Origin of the sequence: Streptomyces sp. NPDC058701 (assembly GCF_042715295.1) — a bacterium.
In the GTDB taxonomy this organism is placed as follows: Bacteria; Actinomycetota; Actinomycetes; order Streptomycetales; family Streptomycetaceae; genus Streptomyces.
This window is the reverse complement of record NZ_JBHXSY010000031.1, coordinates 1-22,168: the sequence shown is the minus strand read 5'-3', so window position 1 is coordinate 22,168 and position 22,168 is coordinate 1. Positions and strand designations below refer to the sequence as shown.

At 74.3% G+C, this 22,168-nt stretch carries 22 protein-coding genes; 11 read left to right on the top strand and 11 right to left on the bottom strand.

Annotated elements, in window-relative coordinates:
• Nucleotides 1-2: 2 nt before the first annotated feature.
• The 4 genes from ACFWW8_RS27365 to glnII all read right to left on the bottom strand — a co-directional run bounded on the left by ACFWW8_RS27365 (nucleotide 3) and on the right by glnII (nucleotide 6,153).
• Nucleotides 3-1,670: a beta-1,3-glucanase family protein gene (locus tag ACFWW8_RS27365; RefSeq protein ID WP_386532273.1), complete on the bottom strand. Its 1,668-nt coding sequence runs from the start codon at nucleotides 1,668-1,670 to the stop codon at nucleotides 3-5.
• Between the two features lie 753 nt (nucleotides 1,671-2,423).
• Nucleotides 2,424-3,575 carry a S1 family peptidase gene (locus tag ACFWW8_RS27360; RefSeq protein ID WP_386532270.1) on the bottom strand — a complete coding sequence of 384 codons (1,152 nt, stop codon included), beginning with the start codon at nucleotides 3,573-3,575 and terminating at the stop codon, nucleotides 2,424-2,426.
• A gap of 443 nt (nucleotides 3,576-4,018) precedes the next feature.
• Entirely contained in the window at nucleotides 4,019-4,597 is a 579-nt protein-coding gene (locus tag ACFWW8_RS27355; protein WP_386532267.1) for a winged helix-turn-helix domain-containing protein, read from the bottom strand.
• A 536-nt stretch (nucleotides 4,598-5,133) separates the two neighbouring features.
• Nucleotides 5,134-6,153 (bottom strand): glutamine synthetase, encoded by a 1,020-nt coding sequence (gene glnII / locus ACFWW8_RS27350; protein WP_386532264.1) that lies wholly within the window; start codon nucleotides 6,151-6,153, stop codon nucleotides 5,134-5,136.
• 195 nt (nucleotides 6,154-6,348) lie between these two features.
• On the opposite strand from glnII, the gene ACFWW8_RS27345 reads away from it, so the two are divergent.
• Entirely contained in the window at nucleotides 6,349-7,323 is a 975-nt protein-coding gene (locus tag ACFWW8_RS27345) for a Gfo/Idh/MocA family protein (RefSeq protein ID WP_386532261.1), read from the top strand.
• 58 nt (nucleotides 7,324-7,381) lie between these two features.
• On the opposite strand, the gene ACFWW8_RS27340 is transcribed toward ACFWW8_RS27345, so the two are convergent.
• The 3 genes from ACFWW8_RS27340 to ACFWW8_RS27330 form a co-directional block, all read right to left on the bottom strand.
• A complete protein-coding gene (locus tag ACFWW8_RS27340; RefSeq protein ID WP_386532258.1) occupies nucleotides 7,382-7,915 on the bottom strand; it encodes a hypothetical protein in 534 nt (177 codons plus the stop codon).
• A 74-nt stretch (nucleotides 7,916-7,989) separates the two neighbouring features.
• Nucleotides 7,990-9,501 (bottom strand): PLP-dependent aminotransferase family protein, encoded by a 1,512-nt coding sequence (locus ACFWW8_RS27335; protein ID WP_386532255.1) that lies wholly within the window; start codon nucleotides 9,499-9,501, stop codon nucleotides 7,990-7,992.
• A complete protein-coding gene (locus ACFWW8_RS27330; protein WP_386532403.1) occupies nucleotides 9,498-9,923 on the bottom strand; it encodes a MarR family transcriptional regulator in 426 nt (141 codons plus the stop codon). Before ACFWW8_RS27330 ends, ACFWW8_RS27335 begins: the two co-directional genes overlap by 4 nt.
• A gap of 269 nt (nucleotides 9,924-10,192) precedes the next feature.
• On the opposite strand from ACFWW8_RS27330, the gene ACFWW8_RS27325 reads away from it, so the two are divergent.
• Nucleotides 10,193-11,035, top strand: coding sequence for an alpha/beta fold hydrolase (locus tag ACFWW8_RS27325; protein ID WP_386532252.1), 843 nt, complete (start codon nucleotides 10,193-10,195; stop codon nucleotides 11,033-11,035).
• Nucleotides 11,036-11,046: 11 nt separating this feature from the next.
• Here ACFWW8_RS27325 and ACFWW8_RS27320 read toward each other — a convergent pair whose 3' ends face one another.
• Nucleotides 11,047-11,418, bottom strand: a complete 372-nt coding sequence (locus ACFWW8_RS27320) for an ArsC/Spx/MgsR family protein (RefSeq protein WP_386532249.1) — start codon at nucleotides 11,416-11,418, stop codon at nucleotides 11,047-11,049.
• A gap of 107 nt (nucleotides 11,419-11,525) precedes the next feature.
• On the opposite strand from ACFWW8_RS27320, the gene ACFWW8_RS27315 reads away from it, so the two are divergent.
• Nucleotides 11,526-11,777, top strand: coding sequence for a hypothetical protein (locus tag ACFWW8_RS27315; RefSeq protein WP_386532247.1), 252 nt, complete (start codon nucleotides 11,526-11,528; stop codon nucleotides 11,775-11,777).
• A 79-nt stretch (nucleotides 11,778-11,856) separates the two neighbouring features.
• Here the strand turns inward: ACFWW8_RS27315 and ACFWW8_RS27310 are convergent, their stop codons facing one another.
• Entirely contained in the window at nucleotides 11,857-12,102 is a 246-nt protein-coding gene (locus tag ACFWW8_RS27310; RefSeq protein ID WP_386532244.1) for a hypothetical protein, read from the bottom strand.
• 108 nt (nucleotides 12,103-12,210) lie between these two features.
• A complete protein-coding gene (locus tag ACFWW8_RS27305; protein WP_386532242.1) occupies nucleotides 12,211-13,371 on the bottom strand; it encodes a PP2C family protein-serine/threonine phosphatase in 1,161 nt (386 codons plus the stop codon).
• A 158-nt stretch (nucleotides 13,372-13,529) separates the two neighbouring features.
• Between ACFWW8_RS27305 and ACFWW8_RS27300 the strand changes: the two genes are divergently transcribed.
• The 3 genes from ACFWW8_RS27300 (at nucleotide 13,530) to ACFWW8_RS27290 (ending at nucleotide 16,993) form a co-directional block, all read left to right on the top strand.
• Nucleotides 13,530-14,291 carry a VIT family protein gene (locus ACFWW8_RS27300; protein WP_386532239.1) on the top strand — a complete coding sequence of 254 codons (762 nt, stop codon included), beginning with the start codon at nucleotides 13,530-13,532 and terminating at the stop codon, nucleotides 14,289-14,291.
• Nucleotides 14,292-14,677: 386 nt separating this feature from the next.
• On the top strand, nucleotides 14,678-15,565 hold the full coding sequence (locus tag ACFWW8_RS27295; RefSeq protein ID WP_386532237.1) for a TIGR01777 family oxidoreductase: 888 nt from the start codon (nucleotides 14,678-14,680) through the stop codon (nucleotides 15,563-15,565).
• 156 nt (nucleotides 15,566-15,721) lie between these two features.
• Entirely contained in the window at nucleotides 15,722-16,993 is a 1,272-nt protein-coding gene (locus ACFWW8_RS27290; protein ID WP_386532235.1) for an NAD(P)/FAD-dependent oxidoreductase, read from the top strand.
• A 60-nt stretch (nucleotides 16,994-17,053) separates the two neighbouring features.
• Here ACFWW8_RS27290 and ACFWW8_RS27285 read toward each other — a convergent pair whose 3' ends face one another.
• Nucleotides 17,054-18,493: a regulator gene (locus ACFWW8_RS27285; RefSeq protein ID WP_386532232.1), complete on the bottom strand. Its 1,440-nt coding sequence runs from the start codon at nucleotides 18,491-18,493 to the stop codon at nucleotides 17,054-17,056.
• Between the two features lie 172 nt (nucleotides 18,494-18,665).
• On the opposite strand from ACFWW8_RS27285, the gene ACFWW8_RS27280 reads away from it, so the two are divergent.
• The 5 genes from ACFWW8_RS27280 to ACFWW8_RS27260 all read left to right on the top strand — a co-directional run bounded on the left by ACFWW8_RS27280 (nucleotide 18,666) and on the right by ACFWW8_RS27260 (nucleotide 22,100).
• Nucleotides 18,666-18,986, top strand: a complete 321-nt coding sequence (locus ACFWW8_RS27280) for a hypothetical protein (RefSeq protein WP_386532230.1) — start codon at nucleotides 18,666-18,668, stop codon at nucleotides 18,984-18,986.
• A 76-nt stretch (nucleotides 18,987-19,062) separates the two neighbouring features.
• On the top strand, nucleotides 19,063-19,860 hold the full coding sequence (gene lipB / locus ACFWW8_RS27275) for a lipoyl(octanoyl) transferase LipB (protein ID WP_386532227.1): 798 nt from the start codon (nucleotides 19,063-19,065) through the stop codon (nucleotides 19,858-19,860).
• A gap of 111 nt (nucleotides 19,861-19,971) precedes the next feature.
• Nucleotides 19,972-20,925 carry a lipoyl synthase gene (gene lipA / locus ACFWW8_RS27270; protein ID WP_383922373.1) on the top strand — a complete coding sequence of 318 codons (954 nt, stop codon included), beginning with the start codon at nucleotides 19,972-19,974 and terminating at the stop codon, nucleotides 20,923-20,925.
• A gap of 269 nt (nucleotides 20,926-21,194) precedes the next feature.
• Nucleotides 21,195-21,392 carry a hypothetical protein gene (locus ACFWW8_RS27265; RefSeq protein WP_383922370.1) on the top strand — a complete coding sequence of 66 codons (198 nt, stop codon included), beginning with the start codon at nucleotides 21,195-21,197 and terminating at the stop codon, nucleotides 21,390-21,392.
• 9 nt (nucleotides 21,393-21,401) lie between these two features.
• Nucleotides 21,402-22,100: a DUF4191 domain-containing protein gene (locus ACFWW8_RS27260; protein WP_267720805.1), complete on the top strand. Its 699-nt coding sequence runs from the start codon at nucleotides 21,402-21,404 to the stop codon at nucleotides 22,098-22,100.
• Nucleotides 22,101-22,168 lie beyond the last annotated feature (68 nt).

The window sequence follows — 22,168 nt, the reverse complement described above, 5'->3', positions numbered from 1 at the left end:
CTTCAGGCGAAGGAGAACCAGTTGACGTTGACGAAGTCGGCGGGCTGGCCGCTGTCGAAGGTCAGGTAGACGTCGTGGGTGCCGGTGGTGCGGGCGATGTCGGCGGGGACGGTGCGCCACGCCTGCCAGCCTCCGGTGTTGGCGATGGCGAAGCGGCCGACCGGGGTGGCCGTGGGGCTGTCGAGGCGGACCTGGACCAGGCCGCTGACTCCGCCGGCGGCGCCGGAAGCGACGCGGGCGTTGAAGCGGGTGGCGCCGGTGGAGCCGAAGGCGACGGCCGAGAACTTGAGCCAGTCGCCGTTGGACAGACGGCCGACATCGGAACCGCCGCCGTTGTCGGAGCAGGCCTCGACCTGTGCTCCCGACTGGGCGTTGAACGCCTCGGCCTGGATGGTGGTGAAGGCGCTGACCCCGCCGCCCGGGGCGGTGGCGGTCGGCGTCGGGGTCGGTGTGCCACCGCCGCCGGCCACACCGCCGACCGTGATGGTCCAGCGGTTGGGGCTGCCGGACTGCACCTTGCCCTCGAAGTCGACTCCGGCCGGGTGCACGTCGTCGTACGGGAAGGCGTACCCGAGGTGGTCGGGGGTGGTCTGGTGAAGGATGCGGGCGTAGTGGTTGGTGCGCGGCCGGGTGTAGAAGGCGGCGGGGTTCTCGGCGGTCGGCTGGTGGGCGTTGTCCAGCAGGGTGGTGCGGTGGAAGGCGGCTGCGAGCCGTGCGCTGAGATTGCCCATCAGGTCGTTGCCCGTGGTGAAGGGCGCGTCGCTGCAGGAGAAGATGGAGAGGGTCGACGGCTTGGCGAAGCTGCCGACTCCGGGGAAGGTGAGGACGTCGCCGTTCACCCGGCCGGTGACGGTTCCCCAGGTGAACTGGGTGTCGATGCGCAGGTCGGTGGAGCGGTACTTGTTCCACACCTCGTCGACGTAGCCGTCGAAGTATCCCCGGAACAAGGCGCTGTTGCCGCGGATCGCCAGGTTGGGACTCAGTACGCGCAGGTCGCGGCCGCCCGCGGTGACGATCAGCCTGCTCCAGTCGCTCCCGTCGGCGGCGGATTGGGCCCGTAGCGCGGCCGCGACCCGGGACAGTCCGTCAGCGGGCAGCCCGCGCACCGTCTGGGTGCCCTGCCCGGTCTCCAGCTGGAAGGCGATCGGCAGCGAGACCATGTCGACGAACGTGATGTTGGCGTACAACTGATCGTTGTTGAAGGTGAATTCGCAGAAGTCGTGCGGGACGTTCGCGTTGGCGTCGGCGGGGTTGCTCACCGACGGCAGGGCCAGGCCCCCGCCGCGGTTCATCAGGAAGGTGAGTTTCGTGCCGACGGAGAAGTAGATGCGGCCGCTGTCCAGGCGCGGCAGCGTCACCCTCCGTGCTCCGGAGCCGGACGCGTTGAGCGGTATGGCGCAGTCGGCCCCGAGCGGGGTCTGATCGTTGGCCGGGGCCGGCGGGTGGTACAGGCTGGAGCCGTCGGCCTGGATGAAGGTCCAGTTGCCGCCGGCCGCGGGGTCGCGGCCGAGCACGTAGGCGTACACCGTGCTGCTGCCGGTGGTGTTGACCAGGTCGAGGGGGAGCGTGGGGGTGGTGGACGCGTTGGCGCCCACCTCGAACCAGGCGGCCGCGGCGGGTACCGCCAGGGCCAGGCCCGCTGTCGCGGCGAGGAGTTTTCTGCGGGGCATCGTTCGCTGGTGGCGAGCGGTCACGGTGGGGATCCGTTCTGGGGAGGAGGGAAGGCGGCGGGCCTGTCCGGTCGGCCGATTCGTGAGGTCGGGTGGGGGCGGTCGGACACGAGGACGGTTGCGCGGGTGCCGCCAACCAGAAGGGGACGGGTAGCGCTGGACGACGGCGCCGTCCGTGGGGGAGCCGCCCGCCACGTCCGGGCACTTGATGTGAAGCCTGCAGTTCGAGAGCGCTCTCAAGCGTGACGCGATGTCGCCCGGCGGCAGTGAGTATTACGGAGGGGCAACTGTCATGGCAACGTCAGGCATCACACCTGCGCGCCTCTGAGCTGCGGTTTTCTCTCGTGGCCTTCGGCTTAACACTCGCTTAAGGCTGGCTTGATGCAGAGAGGGCGGATCGGAGCCTCCCGTGATGGTCGGCCGGACGGCCGCCGCGAGTACTCCGCTCGGGCGTCCGGACTGTGGGCTCGCGGCCACGAACCCACCTCCCCCGGGCCGTTCCCCGTCCATGGGCAGGTGTCCGGCGCCGCGCAGCCCGTCGACCCGTACGCTGCGTCCGCGCCGGGACTACCGACGTCAAGGACGGGTGCAACGGCCCGTTCGGCTACGGCCGCAGGGCTTGGCGCCGCCGGTGGCCGGCCGGTCGAGGCGCCCTGACGGTCCTGACGAACGCGACTCCGGCCCGGGTGTGAAGCCGTGCGACGGGTCCTTCCGGGTGCTCAAGCCCGGAAGGACCCGTTCGCCGTGCCGACCTCAGGCGGTGTGCAGCGTCAGGCCGTAGCGGCCGAGGATCTCGTTGATCGGCTGGAACCACGTCTGGCCGCCGGACGAGCAGTTGCCCCAGCCGCCGGAGGTGACGCCCTGGGCCTGGTCGCCGCTGAGGAACGAGCCGCCGGAGTCGCCGCCCTGGGCGCAGACGCTGGTCTTCGTCATCTGGTAGACGGCGCCCTGGCTGTAGTTGACGGTCTCGTTCTTGGCGAGGACGGTGCCGCAGTGCCAGCGCGTCGTGGACCCCGACCGGCAGATCGAGGCGCCCACGGGTGCCTCGGCGGAGCCGCGTACCAGCTGGTCCGGGACGGTGCCCCAGCCGAGCACCACCGGCACGGTCCACCAGCCGCTGTGGATGCCGACGTACGCATAGTCGTTGCCGGGGAACGAGGAGCCCTGGAAGGTGCCCATCGCGGACCCGTCCCAGCCGCGCACGGCGGCCCCCGCCTGCCCACAGTGCCCCGCCGTCACGAAGCCGCCGTACACGGAGAAGCCGATCGAACAGCGGACGTTGCCGGTGTAGTACGGGTCGCCGCCGACGGTGCCCGCGGCGTACGTGCGGGGCGCCTGCGCCGTCTCGGCGACGGTGACCGGGCCGCCGGCCCGGGCCCGGTCGATGAAGGCCCGTACGGCGGGGGCTTCCCGCTCGGTGCGTACGACCGTGAGGACGACGCTGTTGGTCCGCGGGTCGACGTGCCAGCCGGCCACACCGGCGGGGGCGCGAAGCGTGTCCAGGCGTGCTTTGGCGCGGTCCAGCGCGGCGGCGCTGTGGCGGACGAGCCGGGTGTCGGCGCCGAGAGCCCGCACCTCGGATTCCTCCGCACGGCCGGTCACCGCGACGACGAGTCGGCCGGTGGACGGCTCGAACCACGAGCCGCCGTACGCAGCACCCGCGGTCTGCCGTGCGGTCTTCTCCACGGCCGCGGCGGCCTTTTCTGCGGTCAGTCGCTCCTCGGCCTGGGGGGCGCTGAGCCCGAAGTCCCGGCCCATCGCGTTGAGCAGTCCGGCGGAGGCGGACGGCGCCGCTGCGGGCTCCGGAAGCGGGACGGCGCCGGCCACGCCGGCGTGGGCGGCGCCCAGGCCGATGGTCAGGAGCAGGGCGGCGACGGCGGCGCGCAGGGGGGTGGTGCGTTTCACAAGACCTCCTGTTGTGGGGGGAGTTGCACGCTTGAGAGCGCTCTCACAGAATGTCGAGCGCTACGGTAGCCGAGCCGCACTTGTCAGGTCCATACCAGATACCGAGCCCGTGGCATCGGGACCCGCGTGACCACTCCCGGTGCCGTAAGGCGTCGCCGTGAACTGTCCGTTGCCGAGCGGGATCGTGTGCAGTCACTGGTGCCCCGGCCTGCTTTCGGGCGGCCGCGGCGGCCGGGCGGCCGGACGGGTCCGTTGAGGCGGCCTTACCAGGTGCGACGGGACCGCCCGGCCTGCCGGGCGGCCGGCACCCTCGCTCGCCCCTGATGCGGGCATGACGCTTCTACGGCAACTCCTCTGCCCCGGACGGCCGCAGGGCCCGCACCCCTCGTGGGTACGGGCCCTGCTGTGCGTGCGCCGGGCCGGTCAGGGCGCGCACCCGCCGGTCACGGCGCGTACTTGTAGCCCACCCGGCGCACGGTCTGGATCGCAGCGCGGTGGGTCGCGCCGAGCTTGCGGCGCAGCCGGGCGATGTGCACGTCCACGGTCCGGCCGTCGCCGACGTGGCCGTAGCCCCAGACCGTGGTCACCAACTGGTCGCGGCTGTGCACCCGGTGGGGGTGCTTCACCAGGTGGGCCAGGAGCTCGAACTCCAGGTACGTCAGGTCGAGCACCTCGCCGTCGACCTCGGCGGTGCGCTGCGCCGCGTCGATCCGTACGAGCGCGTCACCGCTCGTGCCGGCCGCGCCCTCGGGCGCCTGCGGGGCGGCGACGGCGACGGCGTGCGGGGCGAAGGCGATCTGCGGCTGCTGGTCGGCGGGTACGAGGACCAGGTAGCCGACCATCGGGGGCTGCCCCGGCAGGGTGGGCAGCGTGTGCTGGGGAGCGGGCAGCCAGGTGGCGCCCGGGGGGAGCAGGTCCACGACCCGCGCGACCTCGTCCCGGTCCACGGCGCGCAGCCGGTGGCGCGGACTGGGAGGGAAGGTCAGGGGGGCGGCGGAAGTGAGGGTTCGGGTGTTCGCCATGAGTGGTCAGCTCTTTCACGCGGAGTAGTCGGCAGGAGACGCACGTACGTCATCGATGTCGGTACCGCACAGACCGAAGGCCTCGGGAGAGTTCTGGTGGGAGATCCGGGAGGCTTTAGAGGGCCGGCGCGTTCTTCGCGCGGCAACACACCCGGTCGAAATCGTCATGCTGACGAGACGGCCAGAACGGCTCGAGGTCGCTGCGACCTGACGAGGTGTACGAGTGGCTGGCCATGCGGCCATTCAAGCAGATGTCGGCCCGCCGGGGCAGACCCCGTCTCACCTCGTGGAGCGGAATCTCATATTCAGCCTTCATTCCGGCGTCACACCGTCACATACCAGACATACGCCCTGGCTTCCGCGTGCCCGCGGCAGCCCCGCGTATCGCATCGTGGGCAGCTGTGTGGGCAGCTGTGTGGGCAGCTGTGTGGGCAGGCCGTGGTGGCGCTCACGGGCAACGTCGAACGCCCGCCGCTCCTCACGGACGCGGCGGGCGTTCGGGCCGGCCCCACCCGTGGGCGGGCGGGCCTGCGGGATCAGACCAGACCGTCCTTCTCCAGGCCGGTGCAGCAGGTGTCCGTGATCAGGCGGGTCACCACGTACGGGTCCACGTTCGCGTTCGGGCGGCGGTCCTCGATGTAGCCCTTGCCGTCCTTCTCGACCTGCCACGGGATGCGGACCGAGGCGCCGCGGTCGGAGACGCCGTAGCTGAACTCGTTCCACGGGGCGGTCTCGTGCAGACCCGTCAGCCGCTCGTCGATGCCCGCGCCGTAGTGCTTCACGTGGTCCAGCGGCTTGCTGCCCTCGCCCAGCGACTCGCACGCGGTGATGATCGCGCGGTAGTCCTCGCGCATCGCCTTCGTGGAGAAGTTGGTGTGCGCGCCGGCGCCGTTCCAGTCGCCCTTCACCGGCTTGGGGTTCAGCGTCGCGGAGACGTTGAAGTCCTCTGCGGTGCGGTAGAGCAGCCAGCGCGCGATCCACAGCTGGTCGGAGACCTCCAGCGGGCCGACCGGGCCGACCTGGAACTCCCACTGGCCGGGCATGACCTCGGCGTTGATGCCCGAGATGGCCAGGCCCGCCGCGAGGCAGTGGTCGAGGTGCTTCTCGACGATGTCGCGGCCGAAGATCTCGTCCGAGCCGACGCCGCAGTAGTAGCCGCCCTGCGCGGCCGGGAAGCCGTTGACGGGGAAGCCGAGCGGGCGGGCGCCGTCGAAGAAGGTGTACTCCTGCTCGATGCCGAAGATCGGCTCCTGGCCGGCGAACCTCTCCGCGACGGGGCGCAGCAGGGCCCGGGTGTTCGACTCGTGCGGGGTCATGTCGATGTTGAGGACCTCGCACAGGACGAGGACGTTGTCGCCGCCGCGGATCGGGTCCGGGCAGGAGAACACCGGGTTGAGCACGCGGTCGGAGGCGTGGCCCTCGGCCTGGTTCGTGCTCGATCCGTCGAAGCCCCAGATCGGCAGCGCGTCGCCGTCGCCGAGGATCTTCGTCTTGGAGCGAAGCTTCGCCGTCGGCTCGGTGCCGTCGATCCAGATGTACTCAGCCTTGTAGCTCACGGGCCCCATCCTCAGACTCTGCGGGTGCTGCTGGTCGCTGCTTCATCGCTGCGGTGATGACCGCAGCGTGCCCGCCCGCGATTTCCCTTCCGTTGCCCGTGTGTGAACCCCGTGTTACCGAGGTTTACCCCGCAGGTCGGGTGGGTTGTGCGGGTTGGTGGCAGCGCGCGCGCACGCGTGGGGCAGACTGGTCGGGTGAGCATTTTGTCTGATGTGAACCCTGCCGGAGACCCCGCAGAGGGTCCCGCCGAACGTGCCGCCGACCAGGCCCCCGCAGGCCGCCGGCCCCGGGTCGGACTGCTGGGCACCGGTCCCTGGGCGCACCGCACCCATGCCCCCGCGCTCGCCGCGCACCCCGGCTCCGAGTTCGCCGGAGTGTGGGGCCGTCGCCCGGACGCCGCCGCCGAGCTGGCGCACGCGCACGGCGTGAAGGTGTACGAAGACCCCGACGCGCTCTTCGCCGACTGTGACGTCGTCGCCTTCGCCCTGCCGCCGGACGTACAGGCCCCGCTCGCCGTGCGGGCGGCAGCCGCCGGCTGCCACCTGCTGCTCGACAAGCCCGTCGCGACGACTCCCGGGGACGCCCGGGCCGTCGCCGACGCGGTGCGCCTCCACCAGGTCGCCTCCGTCGTCTTCCTCACCCTCCGCTTCGCCGAGCCCACCGCCGGCTGGGTGCGGGAACAGGCGGCCCGGCCGGGCTGGTTCACCGCCGCCGCCCACTGGCTCGGCGCCGTCTTCCCGCCCGACGGCTCGCCCAGCGCGTACGCCGACTCGCCCTGGCGCAAGTCCAAGGGCGGGCTGTGGGACGTCGGTCCGCACGCCCTGTCCGTCCTGATCCCGATCCTGGGCGACGTCACCGCCGTCAGCGCCACCCGCGGCCCCTCCGACGTGGTCCAACTGGCGCTGCGGCACGACTCCGGCGCGGCCAGCACCGCCGTGCTCTGCCTGGGGGCCCCGCAGGCCGCCGCCGGGGTGGGGCTGCAACTGCGCGGCACCGAGGGCGTGTACGAGCTGCCCGGCTGGAGCGACGTACCGGCCGCGTACGGGCGGGCCCTCGACGCGCTGCTCACCGCCGCCCGCACGGGTGTGCCGGACGCGCGCGGAGCGGAGTTCGGGGCCCGGCTGACGGAGATCCTGGCCGAGGCGGAGGCGCAGCTCCCGGCGGAGTGACGGCCGCCCGGCGGGGCGCCCGTCGCGGGCGCCCGGCCCGGGCCGCGTGAGGCCCGGGCTACTTGATCAGGGCGTTCGCCACGATGATCGCCAGGCCGATCGTGGCGTCCGCCGTTCCGATGAGCAGCGCGGAGCGGAGCCGGTATCCGACCCGGACCGCCACGAACGCGCCCCAGCCGAACAGCAGCGCCGCGTTCAGGCCGAGCCCGACGGCGGTCACCCCGTACGACTCCCAGTCGGCGAGGCCCGCGCAGACCAGCAGCAGGACCGTGGGGAGGGTGGCCACGACCATCGGCCACTCGTTCCACAGCGCCACCGCGAGCAGCCGCCACCGGTGGCCGGGGCCGCCGACCCGGTGGGTGGCCATGTGGTGCGCGTAGCCGTGCGCGGCGCCGGCCGTGACAGCGGTCACGAGGACCCAGCTGGCGTCGTAGAACGGCGTGTACTCCCCGCCCTTCTGGTCCAGAGCCGCGAGCAGACCGCTGGCCAGGACCGTTCCGTAGACGCCGCCGAACATCCAGTCGGCGCCCCGCCGCGGTGGCGGCAGCGGCGCCCCGCCGGGTAGGGGCTGCGGGTGCTGATGCTCGTTCACTCCGGGTCCTTTGATGCGGTACGGGGGGATTTGATGATGCGATCACCCTAGAGGGATTCCGTGTGAGGGCGCTGTCAGTGCGGGCCGCCCCGCGTTCCGGCCCGTACGTCGGCCAGCGTGTCCGCCAGCGCCGTCAGCGCCCGCGCGAACGCCGCGTCCGGCGCCGCCGCGTAGCCGACGACCAGGCCCTCGCGGGCCGGGGCCGGATCCGCCGGGTGCCGGTAGGAGGAGAGGCCGTCCAGCGCCAGGCCCGCCGCGCGGGCCGCCGCCAGGGCCGGGGACTCGCCGCCCGGCGGGAGCTCCACCACCGCGTGCAGCCCCGCCGAGATGCCCGTGACCCGGGCCTGCGGTACCCGTTCGGCCAGGACGGACACGAGCTGGTCGCGCCGGTCCCGGTAGCGCCCGCGCATCCGGCGGACGTGGCGGTCGTACGCACCGCACTCGATGAAGTCGGCCAGCGCCAGCTGGTCCAGCGCGCTCGCCCAGGACTCCCGCAGGCCCTTCGCCGCCAGGACCCGCTCGACCAGGTGGTCCGGCAGGACCAGCCAGCCGAGGCGGAGCGCGGGGGAGAGGCTCTTGCTGAGCGAGCCCGCGTACACCACGTGCCCGGGAGCCAGCCCCTGGACGGCCCCGACCGGCTTGCGGTCGTAGCGGAACTCCCCGTCGTAGTCGTCCTCCACGATCACTCCGCCGGTGCTCCGGGCCCACTCCACCGCCGCCGCGCGCCGTGCGGGCAGCAGCCGGCCGCCGGTCGGGAACTGGTGCGCCGGGGTGAGCAGCGCCGTACGGGCCCGGCCGGGCAGCTCACCGGTCCGGACGCCGTCGTCGTCGACCGGGACGGGGTACGGGCGGACCCCGGCCGCGTCGAGGATGCCGTGGTGGAAGGGCAGTCCGTACGCCTCCACGGCCCACTCCCGCGGCCGTACGGCGGCGAGCAGTCGCAGCCCGTTCGCGAAGCCGGAGCAGACCACGACGTTCTCGGGGCCGGCCCGCACGCCCCGTGCCCGGGACAGGTACGCGGCCAGCGCGCGCCGCAGTTCCGGGCGCCCCCGCGGGTCGCCCGGGCCGAAGGCCTCGGTCGGCGCCCCGGCCAGCGCCCGGCGGGCGCTGGCCGCCCACGGACCCCTGGGGAACGACGCGGGATCGGGTTTGCCCTGCAGCAGGTCGTGGAGCGGCGGCTCGGGCGCCGGCCCGTCCGGGCCGGCCGGTGCGGCGGCCGCCGCGGCCCCCTCGGCGACCCGCGTGCCGGAGCCCTGGCGGGCGGTGAACCATCCCTCGGCGACCAGCTCCGCGTAGGCGTCGGCGACGGCGTTGCGGGCGAGACCCAGGTCGGCGGCGAGCGCCCGGTAGGGCGGCAGCAGGGTCCCGCCGGCCAGCCGTCCGCTGCGCACGGCGTCGCGCAGCGCCCGGGCGAGCGCGGTCCGCCGGGCGCCCCCGGCGGGGAGCTCCAGGTGCAGGTCGGCACCCGGGACGGGGCGGTCGGCGCCCGCGCGGTCCGCGGGGTGGTCCCCGGCAGCGGCCGCGCGGTCGGGGGAGGCGCCGGGGGGCGCGTGCGGGGGTCCGGAGGGGGTCTTCGGGGCGGTCATGCGCCGGGCTCCGGGGCGAACGCGGCGAGGGCGGCCGTCAGGAAGCGGCGCACGGCGTCCCGTTCGGCGGGGTCGAAGGCGTCCAGGACGTCGAGCACCGCGTCGATCCGGGGACCGAAGAACTCCCGCCCCAGCCGGACCGCCTCCGGCTCCACGCGCAGCAGGATCCGGCGCCGGTCGCGGGCGTCGCGCACGCGCGCCACGTGGCCGAGCCGCTCCAACCGGTCGATGAGAGCCGTGGTGCCCGCCGAGTTGAGGCCCAGCCGGCCGCCCAGCAGGCCCGCCGTGGCGGGTTCGTCCGCGCGGGCCGCGTCCAGCAGGCAGATCAGGGCGCGCACGTCGGTGGGGTGCATGCCGTTGCGGGCGGCGAACTCCGCCTGGCGCAGCCCGAACTCCACGGTCACCGCCCGCAACAGGTGCATCAGTCCGGCGTGCTCGCCCTGCCCGTTGTCGTCCACGTCGCCTCCGCCTAGAATCTCTCGCTCAGCGAGATTATCGCCCGCCGAGGCAATGAAGCGAGGCCGTCGTGCCGGAACCGTCGTCTCATCCGTCGCCGCATCCGTCGGCGCAGCCGCCCCCCGATCGCTCTCCCGATCGCTCCAAGCCGTCCCCCGAGCCGTCGTCCCCGGAATGCTCCGCCGCGTCCTTCCGCGCCGCCTACGACGAGGTGCTCGGCGGGTGGCCCGACCCCGTGGACGCCGTCGACGTACCCACCCCGTACGGCCCCACCCGCGTCAACCGCTGCGGCCCGGCCGGGGCCCCGCCGCTGGTGCTGCTGCCCGGGGCCGGGGCCACCTCCACGGTGTGGGGCGCCTGCGCCGCCGCCGGGCTCGCCCTCGGCCACCGGGTGCACGCCGTGGACCTGATGGGGGATCCCGGGTTGAGCGTGCCGGCGCCGGGGCGGCCGGTCCGGTCCGCCGGGGACCTCGTCGACTGGCTCGACGCGGTCCTCGACGGCATCCTCGGCGGGGCCTCGGACGGCACCCCGCCCGACGGCCGGGCCGCCGGGAGCGGACGGTCCCGGCAGGTGGTGCTCGGCGGGCACTCGTACGGGGCCTGGATCGCCGCCCACCACGCCGCCCGGCGACCGGGCCGGCTGAGCCGGCTCGTCCTGCTCGACCCCACCCGGATCTTCACCGGCCTGCGCCCCGGGTACGTGCTGCGCGCCCTGCCCGTGCTGGCCGCGCCCACCCCCGGGCGCATCCGCTCGTTCCTCGCCTGGGAGACCGGCGGAGCCGCCCTCGACCCGGCCTGGCTGCGCCTCCAGGAGCGGACCGCCGACTTCCGTACCGTCCGGCCGGTCACCGGGCCGCGCCCGGACCTCTCCGGGCTCGGCGGGCCGCGGGGGCCCCGGGTCGACGTCCTCTTCGCGGCGGCCGCGCGCTGCCACGACGCGGAGCGCGCGGCGCGGGCCGCACGGGCGGCGCTGCCGGGTGCGCGGGTCGGCGTACTGCGGGGGGTCTCCCACCACGGGCTGCCGCTGACGGCCGCCGCGGAAATCGCCCGGCGGCTGACCGGCGGGGCCCCGCTCTGAGCGGCGCGGCCTCAGGCGGTGCGGGACAGCGCCTCGCGGACGGCCTCGTCGGAGCGGGCGATCACGGCCGTGCCGTCCTCGGCGGTGATGATCGGGCGCTGGATCAGCTTCGGGTGGGCCGCCAGGTGGGCGATCCAGCGGCCCCGGGCCGCCTCGGTCGTCTCGCGCGGCAGGTCCCGTACGCCCGTCTCGCGCGCCAGCGGGTCCGAGGTGCGCGTGATGTCCCACGGCTCCAGCCCGAGCCGGCCGAGCACCGCGCGGATCTCGTCCTCGGAGGGCACGTCCTCCAGGTAGCGGCGCACGGTGTAGTCGGCGCCCTCCGCGTCCAGCAGCGTCAGCGCGGCGCGGCACTTGGAACAGGCGGGATTGATCCAGATCTCCATGCCGCCAACCTTAAGCAGGACTGGTCTGGCCAGGGGCTTTTGTCAGTGGTCCCCGGTAAAATCGAAGGAGAACGACAGGAAGCCAACTACCGTTTGGGAGGCTGTAGATGGCCACTGCCACCACCATTCAGCACGTCAAGAAGAAGCCGCTGCCGGCGGGCCTGCCCCGCGAGTGGTACGAGAGCCACAACCGCCGTCTGAAGGCGATGCGGTTGGCGATATTCCTGCTCGACTCGGGTACGTACGACGCACGGCGCGCCACCAACCGGAAGATCCGGACGATGGCCGTCCGGACGGGCATCCACCGCCCCTCGAACGTCACCTGCAAACTGGTGCGCAGCTTCATCAAGGAGGCGTAGGGGAGCGCCCGCCCTCGCCGTTCGCCCCGCCGGGCGCGGCCCGGTGCCGGGTGCCGGGTGGGGCCGTCGGGGCCTTGGGTCACGGCAGCGGCTCCCCGAACGCCTCGACCGTTCCGGTGCCGGCGGGCGGTGCCGGTTCGCCGCCGTCCGCCGTCGGCCGTGCGGGTGCCTCGATCGCGACGCGCCCGCCGGTACCGGCGCCGGAACCGGCCCCGGCGAGCGGGGCGCCGAAGACGGCGGCGGAGAACAGGCCTACGGCGGCCGTCACGGCCGCCGCCGTCGTGATCGCCGCTATCCGCCTGCGGTGCTTGTGCGGTGCGTGCATCGGGGGTTCCTCTCCGCCGGGTGTGGGGACGACAGGGCCCAGCCCACCACAGAAACCGGGCAAATGGGTCCTTTGTCATCGTCCGGTCACATGATCAGTACGGGGCGGTCACATGGGGTCGGGGCCGTCGTCGGCGTCGGCCTCGGGGACGGAATCCGGGCCGGAGTCGGGGCCGGCCCCGTCCGGGGAGAGCAGCAGCAGGGCCACGTCGTCGGGCGGGCCGCCGCCCGTGAAGGCCGCCAGGTCCCGCCACACCGCCCGGACCAGCCCCTCCGGGTCCCGTGCCAGCACGGGCACCCGCGCCGCCAGCGGGTAGAAGTGCCCGCCCCGGTCCCGGGCCTCCGTCACGCCGTCGGTGTACAGCAGCAGCCGGTCCCCGGCCCGCAGCCGCAGCTCGACCGTCACCAGCTCGGCCGGCCCGGCGACGCCCAGGCCCAGGCCCAGCGGAGGCCCCGGCTCCACGACCACCTCCTCCACCGCGGAGCCGCGCAGCAGGAGGGGCGGCGGGTGCCCGCACGACATGATCCGTACGAGATCCTGCCCGGGCGGGAACTCCAGCAGTACCGCCGTCGCGAACAGCTCCGGCGGCTCGGCGGAGGCGTCCGTCGCGTGCGCGGTGTCCGCGAGCAGCCGCCGGTCCAGCCGGGCCGCCACCGCCACCGGCTCCGCGTCGTCGAGCACCGCCTCGCGGAAGGCGCCGAGCAGCGCCCCCACGGTGCCGACCGCCGCCAGCCCGTGGCCCTGCACGTCCGCGATCAGCGCCCGCACCCCGTACGGCCCGGCCCGTACGTCGTACAGGTCGCCGCCGACCAGGGTGCCGCGCTGGGCCGCCCGGTAGAGCGCGGAGCAGCGCACCGGGCCGACCCGTTCGGGAAGCGGCGGGAGGATGGCGAGCTGCGCCGCCTCCGCCACCGTCCGCACGGTGACCAGCTGGGTGTCGCGGCGCCTCCGGACCCAGGCGATCACGACGCCCAGCAGCCCGACCGCGGCCACGGTGGCCAGGTCCGTCCCGCGGGCGTTCGCGATGCCGAGGCCCGGCGCGCCGAGCAGGACGAGCACCACCGCGGCGAAGCAGGCGGTTCCGGCCGGACCGTACGCGAAGGCCGCCACCGGGGGCAGGGCGGCCAGGAAGTACCCCAGCTCCACGTCGCCGGGGGTGAGCGCCTGGGCCAGGACGAGCACGACCAGGGCCGCCGCGGGGGCGATCCGGGTCCAGACCGGCGGTGGTTCCCCCCGCAGCCACGCCGGCTGCTCGCTTTGGCCTCTCACCCCTCCACCCTGGTACCGGCACCGGACCCGCGCACCCCGGACCGGCGGTCGGGTGGGCCGTCCGGCTCCCGGGAGCACGCGCCGACCGGTTGCCGCCGGCGGGCCCGGGACCGGCGGTGCGGTGGCCGGGTACGGTCCGGAGCGGGGACAGTGGGGGCGTGACGGAAGACGAAGCCCCGGGCAGGCCGCCGACGCGGGCGCACATCGAAGCACACGGAGACGGGGGCGGGGGCGGCTCCCAGAGCGCGGCGATCAGTACGCGCCTGAACTGGCTGCGCGCGGGGGTGCTCGGCGCCAACGACGGGATCATCTCCACCGCGGGTCTGGTCGTCGGCGTCGCCGGAGCGACCACCTCCCGCCCCGCGATCTTCGCGGCGGGCATCGCCGGGCTGCTGGCGGGCGCGCTGTCGATGGCCGCGGGGGAGTACGTGTCCGTCAGCTCCCAGCGGGACTCCGAGCGGGCCGCGCTCGACCTGGAGCGCCGCGAGCTGGCCGAGGAGCCGGAGGCGGAACTCGACGAGCTCACGGACCTGCTCGCGGCCCGCGGGCTGAGCCGCGACCTGGCGCGGGAGGCCGCCGAACAGCTGACGGAACGCGACGCGCTGCGGGCCCATGCCCGGGTGGAGCTGGGCATCAACCCCGACGAGCTCGCCAACCCCTGGCACGCGGCCCTCGCCAGTCTCGTCGCCTTCACGGTCGGCGCGCTGCTGCCGCTGCTGGCGATCATCCTGCCGGGGCCGTCCGCGAGGGTGCCGGTCACGGCGGCGGCGGTGCTGGCCGCGCTCACGCTGTGCGGGGTGGTCAGTGCCCGGCTCGGCGGAGCGCCGGCGGGGCGGGCGGTCCTGCGGAACGTGGGGGGCGGGGCGCTGGCCATGGCGGTCACGTACGCGGTGGGCACCTGGCTCGGCACCTCCGGCTGACCACCGCGGGCGCCCCGGGCCCCGGCAACCCGTCGGCCCGGGCGCTGCGGCGGCCTCGGGTAATGCGGCGGCCCCGGGTACTGCGGCGGTCCGGGCCATGCGGCCCAGGCAATGCGGCGGCCCCCGGGAACGCGGCCTTCGCCACCCGGCCCGGCCGCTCCTCCGGCCCGGCCTGCGGGACTCCGCCCCCGGGCCCCCGGCCACGATCCGGCGGCGCTGGCCGCGGCCCGCCGAGGCGAGTCGCGGCGCTGGCCACGGCCCGCCGGGGCGAGTCGGCCGGGGCGCCGTGTGGCCTCGCCCGCGCGGGGCCGGATCCGGCCCGGTGGTGGGGGAGCGGCCCGGCCCGGTTCGGCCGAGCCGGCGGGGCGACCCGGCAGGATGGGGGCATGCGCATCGCGGTCACCGGTTCCACCGGCCTCATCGGCAAGGCCCTCGTACAGTCACTCCGGGCGGACGGCCACGAGGTGGTCCGCTTCGTACGGCGGGCGCCAGCCGCCGCCGACGAGGCGCGCTGGGACCCGGCCCGGGGCGAGGTGGACCCCGCCGGGCTGGCCGGGTGCTCCGCCGTGGTCCACCTGGCCGGGGCCGGGGTCGGCGAGCACCGCTGGACCGACGCCTACAAGCGGGAGATCCGCGACAGCCGGGTCCTCGGCACCGCCGCCATCGCCCGGGCCGCGGCCGCTCTCGACGAGCCGCCCGCCGTGCTGGTCAGCGGCTCCGCCATCGGCTACTACGGGGACACCGGCCGGCGCGCGGTCGACGAGGACGCCCCCGCGGGGCAGGGGTTCCTGCCCTCCGTGTGCGTGGAGTGGGAGGCGGCCGCCGAACCCGCCGCCGCGGCGGGCATCCGTACCGCGTACGCCCGTACCGGCCTGGTCGTCGCCCGCGACGGCGGGGCGTGGGCGCGGCTGTTCCCGATCTTCCGGGCCGGCGTCGGCGGCCGGCTGGGCGACGGCCGGCAGTACTGGTCGTACCTCTCCCTCCGCGACGAGGTCGCGGCCCTGCGCCACATCATCGACACCCCGGCCCTCTCCGGCCCGGTCAACCTCACCGCCCCCGACCCGGTGACCAACCGTCAGGTGACCGAGGCCATGGGCCGGGTGCTGCGCCGGCCCGCGGTACTGCCCGTGCCGGCCGTGGCCCTGCGCGCCGTGCTCGGGGAGTTCGCCGAGGACGTGCTCGGCAGCCAGCGGGTGCGGCCCGCCCGGCTGCTGGAGTCCGGCTTCGTCTTCCGCGACCCCGGCATCGAGCAGGCGATCCGCGCCGCCCTCTAACGGCTGGCGTACGACCGCCGTGCGACCGTTCGTGACCCGTATGCGACCGCCGTGCGACCGGAGTTGACCGTAATACTCCAACCAACCTGGGTTCCGCTGGAGCCGGTTGGGGGAAGGACGGGGAGACACAGCCGCGCCGACCTCGGGGAGGGGCACGTGCTCAGCAGCTCACACCATTCCGCACACCATGCGGACGTCGTCATCGTAGGAGCCGGAGTCTCAGGACTCGCGGCCGCGCAGCACCTGATCGCAGCGGGGGTCACGGTCACCGTCCTGGAGGCCGCGGGCGACCCCGGCGGGCGGATGGCCACCACGTCGGCCGACGGGTTCCGGCTGGACCGGATCGGCCAGCTGCTCAACACCTCGTACACCGAACTGGCCCGCACCCCGGGCCTGGAGACCCTGACCCTGCGCCCGTTCGCGCCCGGCGTCCTGGTCCACACCGACGGCAAACAGCTGCGGGCCGGAGCCCTCACCCCGGCCCGCGCCCTGGCCAGCGGCTCCCTCGACCAGGCCCGGCTCAGCGCCGCCCTCGGCCGGCTCGCCGCCCTGCCCGAGGAGAAGCTGCTCGCCCGGCCCGAACGCACCGCGCACGCCGCCCTGCGCTCCCGCGGCCTGCCGCCCCGCACGGTCCACGGCGTCCTGCGGCCGCTGCTCGCCGCCCTGCTCCGCGATCCGGAGCTCACCACGTCCAGCCGCGTCGCCGACCTGGCCCTGCGCACCTTCGCCCGCGGCCGGCTCGCCGTGCCCGAGGGCGGCGCCGCGGCCCTGCCCGGCCTGCTCGCCGCCGCCCTGCCACCCGGCACCGTGCACACCGGGGTCCGGGTCCGGTCGGTGGCGACGAACCTGGTCACCACCGAGGAGCACGGCGAGTTCGGCTGCCGCTCCGTCGTCCTGGCCACCGGGGCCCGCGCCGCCGCCGGGCTCCTGCCCGGCCTGCGCGTGCCCGCCTTCCACGAGGTCACCGTCCTGCACCACGCCACCGCCGAACCGCTGCCCCGGGACGCCTCGCTGCTCCTCGACGCCGCCCCCGAGTGGCCCGTCTCCCACACCGCCGTGATGAGCGCCGTCGACCCGACCCGGGCCCCCGCCGGCCGGAGCCTGGTCACCACCACCGTGCTCGGCCCGCCGCCGCCCCCGCGCACCGTCGCCTCGCGCCTGGCCCGGCTCTACGAGACCCCGACCCGCGCATGGGAGCTGCTCGCCGTCCACCACACCCCGGAGGCAGTGCCCGCCATGCCCCCGCCGTACGACGTGCGCCGCCCGGTCCGGGTGCTCGCCGGGCTGTACGTGTGCGGGGACCACCGCGACACCAACACCGTCCAGGGCGCCCTGCACTCGGCCCGCCGCGCCGCCACCGCCGTCCTGCGGGACTTCGGCATCCCGGTCCCGGCCGCCCCGGCGCACACGCTCCCGGTGGCGGCCTGAGCCACCGCCCCCGCGGGGTCCGGCCCGACCGGGCCCGGACCCCGCGGGGGCGCCGCCGGATCAGGACAGCGCCGCCACCCGGTCCCGGTACGTCCGCACCGCCGAGGCGTCCCGGAACGGCTCCAGGCGCCGCTCGAAGTCCCGTACGTACTCCACCGCGCGCACCGACCGCATCTCGCTCGCCTGCTGCGCCGCCTCCGCCCCCAGCGCGCACGCCTGGTCCAGCTCGCCCAGGCCCAGCCGGGCCGTGGCCAGCACCACCCGGCAGAACAGCCGCGACCGCGCGTACCCCGGCGCCCGCAGCTGCAGCGACCGCTCCGCGTGCTGGGCCGAGGCCCGGTACTGCTGGAGGTCACGGTGGCAGTGCCCGAACTCGTCCGCGAGCTGCGCCTCGTCGTAGAACCGCGCCCAGTGCGGCACGTCGTCCCCCGGCCGCGCCGCGCCCAGCGCCCGCTCGGCCCGCACCAGCGACGCCGTCGCCGCCCGGACCTCGCCGAGAACGGCGTGCCCGCGCGCCTCCGCCGAGTGCAGCAGCGCCTGCACCACCGGCGGCGGCCCCGAGCCGACGCCCTGCTGGGCCACCCGCGCCAGCTGCACCGCCTCGCGGCCGTGGCCGAGGTAGACCGCCTGGCGGCTCATCGTGACCAGCACGTACGCCCCGTACGGGCGGTCCGCGGCGGCCTGGGCCAGCCGCAGCGCCTGCACGAAGTACCGCTGGGCCAGCCCGTGCGCGGCGATGTCGTACGAGGTCCAGCCCGCGAGCCGGGTCAGGTCGGCGGCGGCGGAGAACAGCCGCCGCCCGGTCGTCTCCCCGTAGGTCCCGCGGAGCATCGGCTCCGCCTCGTGCTCCAGGTAGCGCACGAGCGCCTGGCGGGCGTGGCCGCCGCCGTACGCGTGGTCCAGGCTGCGGAACAGCTCGCTCACCGATCTCAGGGCCGCGATGTCGCCGCCGGTCACCCGCTGCCCGGGCCCGCGGTCGATCTGCCGCTGCCGGGGCACCGAGGCCCGCCCCTGGACCGGGACGCGGGCCGCCGCCTGGTCCGCGCCGCGGCCCACCCGCTCGTCCGCCCTCCCGATGAGCCAGTCCCGACTGGGCACCACCAGCCCGGCCGGGGTGAAGGCGATCTTCCGGAGCTCGGCGTGCGAGCCGGAGTCCTTGCGCCACAGGCCGGCGGCGATGTCCACGGCCTCCTCGGGCGTGGCCGCGAACTCCAGCCCCGCGTACACGGGCGCGCAGGCGTCCAGCCCCAGGTCCTGGGCGGACAGCCGCCGGCCGAGCCGCCGGGTGAAGACCTCCGCGATGAGCGCGGGGGTGGTGCCGCGGGGCTGCTGCCCGCGCAGCCACCGCGTCACGGAGGTCTTGTCGTACCGCAGATCGAGACCGTGCTCCAGACCGAGCTGGTCGACGCGGCGGGCGAGCCCGGCGTTGGAGAACCCGGCCTCCTCGATCAGCGCCGCGAGCTGCCGGTTGGGGACGCGCTGGGCAGGTCGTTCCGTCATCGGCTCCACGGTCTCCTGACGTGACGGACCGGGGTCCCGGCCCTGTGAACGGCGTGAATGTAGCGGCGAACTCCCCTCAGACCGCCCTGTCTGCCCCACATTCATCCGATCGTGTGCAGAATCGGTGGGTCCCTTTACGGACTCGGGCCCTTCGTCCGCGTACGCTGCGCGCATGACCCGTCGGCCCCTCGGGGCCCACCCCGCGGCGGAGCGCCCCGAGTCCGCCGCTCCGCTGCCGCCGTCCGAGCTGACCGAGGCGGAGTGCCGCCGCTGCGGCACTCACATCGCCGGGCTCGACGGGCGGTACGCGTGCGGGGTGTGCGGCTGGGTGAACGACCACGCCGAGGGACACCGCCGGCTGCCGCGCGCCGACGAGGACCCGGACCGCCCGCCGAAGGGCCGTCTCCGGTCCCGGCAGCTCCCGGGACCCCCGCCGCAGGCACCCGTACCGGCCGCCGCACCGGTGCGCGCGGGTCCGGGTCCGGGGCCCTGAAGGGGCCCGCGTGGACCGCCGTACCCTTGGCTGGTGCGATACGTGCACACAGCAGGTTCAACGAGGAGGCGCCGCGGTGGCTGAGCTTGAGTTTGTCCATCTGGGCTTCGGGCCGGAAGCCGTCGAGTACACGGCGGCCTGGGAGGAACAGCGCCGGGTGCACGCCGCCCGCTTCGCGGACGAGGTCGACGACACCTGCCTGCTGCTGGAGCACCTGCCGGTCTACACCGCCGGCCGGCGCACCGACCCCAGCGAGCGCCCGCTCGACGGCACCCCCGTCGTCGACGTGGACCGCGGCGGCAAGATCACCTGGCACGGTCCCGGCCAGCTGGTCGGCTACCCGATCATGAAGCTGCCCCGCCCGGTGGACGTGGTCGCCCACGTGCGCCGCCTGGAGGACGCGCTGATCCGCACCGCCGCCGATTTCGGGCTTCGGACCACCCGTATCGAGGGCCGCTCCGGCGTGTGGGTGCTGGGCGACCCGGTGGAGGACCGCCCGCTGGTCGGCGGGCTCTCCCTCGACTTCGACCCGCGCCTGCACGACGACGAGTTCGACGCCCGGCTGAACGGCCCCGAGTACGCCCCGTCCAACGCCGGCCAGCGCCGCGAGGACCGCAAGCTCGCCGCCATCGGCATCCGGGTCGCCAAGGGCGTCACGATGCACGGGTTCGCGATCAACGTGAACCCCGACAACACCTGGTTCGACCGGATCGTGCCCTGCGGCATCCGGGACGCCGGTGTGACCTCGCTCTCGTACGAACTGGGCCGCGAGATCACCATCGCGGAGGTGCTGCCGGTGATCGAGCGGCACCTGAAGGACGTCCTGGAGCACGCCGAGCTGCGCCCCCGCGAGACCGAGCCCGCCGCCGGCTGACCGCCTGCGGGAATGCGTCCGCCAGCCTCCAGGTTGGCGGAGTGAAGAGCGTACGAAATTACGGGCGTACCCTGGTGGGCGCCGAAGAATCGAAGTCACAGGGAGCCGGTCGTGTCCGCAGTCGCACCCGACGGACGCAAGATGCTGCGCCTGGAAGTCCGTAACGCCCAGACGCCCATCGAGCGCAAGCCCGAGTGGATCAAGACCCGGGCGAAGATGGGCCCCGAGTACACCAAGATGCAGGCCCTGGTGAAGGGCGAAGGACTGCACACGGTGTGCCAGGAGGCGGGCTGTCCGAACATCTACGAATGCTGGGAGGACCGCGAGGCCACCTTCCTCATCGGTGGCGACCAGTGCACCCGGCGCTGCGACTTCTGCCAGATCGACACGGGCAAGCCCGAGGCCCTGGACCGGGACGAGCCGCGCCGTGTCGGCGAGTCCGTGGTCACGATGGACCTGAACTACGCCACCATCACCGGCGTCGCCCGCGACGACCTGGCCGACGGCGGTGCCTGGCTGTACGCCGAGACCGTGCGCCAGATCCACGAGCAGACGGCGGGCCGCGAGAGCGGCCACACCAAGGTCGAGCTGCTGGCCCCCGACTTCAACGCGGTCCCGGAGCTGCTGGAGGAGGTCTTCGCCTCCCGCCCCGAGGTCTTCGCGCACAACGTCGAGACCGTGCCGCGCATCTTCAAGCGGATCCGCCCCGGCTTCCGCTACGAGCGCTCGCTCGACGTGATCACCCGGGCCCGCGCCTACGGCCTGGTCACCAAGTCGAACCTGATCCTCGGCATGGGCGAGGAGCGCGAAGAGGTCTCGCAGGCCCTGAAGGACCTGCACGAGGCGGGCTGCGAGCTCATCACCATCACCCAGTACCTGCGGCCCTCGCCGCGGCACCACCCCGTCGAGCGGTGGGTGAAGCCCGCCGAGTTCGTGGAGCTGGCCAAGGAGGCCGAGGAGATCGGTTTCTCCGGTGTCATGTCCGGCCCGCTGGTCCGGTCCTCGTACCGGGCCGGCCGCCTGTACCAGCAGGCGATGGAGAAGCGCAGCCACGCCGAGGTGTAGGTGCGGCGGGAGCGCGGCGCGGGTGTGACGCGCGCTACCCCACGGACTGTGTGAATTCGCGCACAAAGTCTTACCAATCAGTAACACCGTGTCGACGCGGCCCCTAGGCTCTTTTCAGGGAAGAGTGCCCGGCGGGCCGCGTCCGCGTGTTTGCAACGTGTCCATCACATTTGACGGGCCGGTCATGCCCTGGTAACACCGTTCAGTGACGCTGGACCCACGCACCGCAACCGCTCTGCCGACGTGTTTCCGTGAAAGGGATCGACATCATGCAGGCCGCGCCCGTACGCGCCATCGCCATTCCCTCCTTCACCGACGCCTTCCGGGGCGTCGAGTCCCTGCTCATGAGCGGTGCCCGCCGCAACGCCTGGACGGCGGTCCTGGAGGACCGCCGCAGGGCCAAGGACCGGGTCGAAACCGAACACGTACTTGAGGCCGCGGCTACCCGTACCCCTCAGGCCACGTAAACTCGCCCTATGGCGAGGAAGTCAAACGCAGAGACTGCTGCGAACCCCGGGCGACTGAAGCAGATCGCCCTGACGTACAAGATGACGCGCAAGGCCGACCCGAAGGTCGGTCTGATCGTCGCGGGCGTGGGAATCGTCACCTTCGGTGTCTTTCTTGCGATCGGCTTCCTGATCGGCCACCCGGTCTACCTGGGCATCCTGGGCTTCCTGGTGGCGTTCCTCGGAATGGCGATCATCTTCGGGCGACGGGCCGAGCGCGCTGCCTTCGGGCAGATGGAAGGACAGCCGGGCGCGGCCGCGGCCGTACTGGACAACGTGGGACGGGGCTGGACGACCACCCCGGCCATCGCGATGAACAAGAGCCAGGACATCGTCCACCGGGCCGTCGGCAAGGCCGGTGTGGTGCTGATCGGCGAGGGCAACCCCAACCGGGTCAAGCTTCTGCTCGCGAACGAGAAGAAGAAGATGGCCCGGATCATGCCGGACGTGCCGGTGCACGACTTCATCGTGGGCACGGGCGAGAACGAGGTGCCGCTCAAGAAGGTGCGCACCACGCTGCTCAAGCTGCCGCGCGTGCTGGCCGGCCCCCAGATCACCCAGGTCAACGACAAGCTGCGGGCCATGGGCGACCTCATGAGCAACATGCCGCTGCCGAAGGGCCCGATGCCCAAGGGCATGAAGATGCCGCGCGGCGGAAAGATGCGCTGAGCGGATCAGCCGCTCACCCGCTTTTCGTATACGACACGGGGGCGCCCCCGGACCGACCGGTCCGGGGG

Bases quoted from the DNA above. Each gene is read 5' to 3' on its own strand.
- ACFWW8_RS27365 (WP_386532273.1), bottom strand. From the start codon at position 1,670: ATGCCCCGCAGAAAACTCCTCGCCGCGACAGCGGGCCTGGCCCTGGCG.
- ACFWW8_RS27355 (WP_386532267.1), bottom strand. From the start codon at position 4,597: ATGGCGAACACCCGAACCCTCACTTCCGCCGCCCCCCTGACCTTCCCT.
- ACFWW8_RS27335 (WP_386532255.1), bottom strand. From the start codon at position 9,501: ATGACCGCCCCGAAGACCCCCTCCGGACCCCCGCACGCGCCCCCCGGC.
- ACFWW8_RS27330 (WP_386532403.1), bottom strand. From the start codon at position 9,923: ATGCACCTGTTGCGGGCGGTGACCGTGGAGTTCGGGCTGCGCCAGGCG.
- ACFWW8_RS27320 (WP_386532249.1), bottom strand. From the start codon at position 11,418: ATGGAGATCTGGATCAATCCCGCCTGTTCCAAGTGCCGCGCCGCGCTG.
- ACFWW8_RS27315 (WP_386532247.1), top strand. From the start codon at position 11,526: ATGGCCACTGCCACCACCATTCAGCACGTCAAGAAGAAGCCGCTGCCG.
- ACFWW8_RS27310 (WP_386532244.1), bottom strand. From the start codon at position 12,102: ATGCACGCACCGCACAAGCACCGCAGGCGGATAGCGGCGATCACGACG.
- ACFWW8_RS27295 (WP_386532237.1), top strand. From the start codon at position 14,678: ATGCGCATCGCGGTCACCGGTTCCACCGGCCTCATCGGCAAGGCCCTC.
- ACFWW8_RS27285 (WP_386532232.1), bottom strand. From the start codon at position 18,493: ATGACGGAACGACCTGCCCAGCGCGTCCCCAACCGGCAGCTCGCGGCG.
- ACFWW8_RS27280 (WP_386532230.1), top strand. From the start codon at position 18,666: ATGACCCGTCGGCCCCTCGGGGCCCACCCCGCGGCGGAGCGCCCCGAG.
- ACFWW8_RS27265 (WP_383922370.1), top strand. From the start codon at position 21,195: ATGCAGGCCGCGCCCGTACGCGCCATCGCCATTCCCTCCTTCACCGAC.
- ACFWW8_RS27260 (WP_267720805.1), top strand. From the start codon at position 21,402: ATGGCGAGGAAGTCAAACGCAGAGACTGCTGCGAACCCCGGGCGACTG.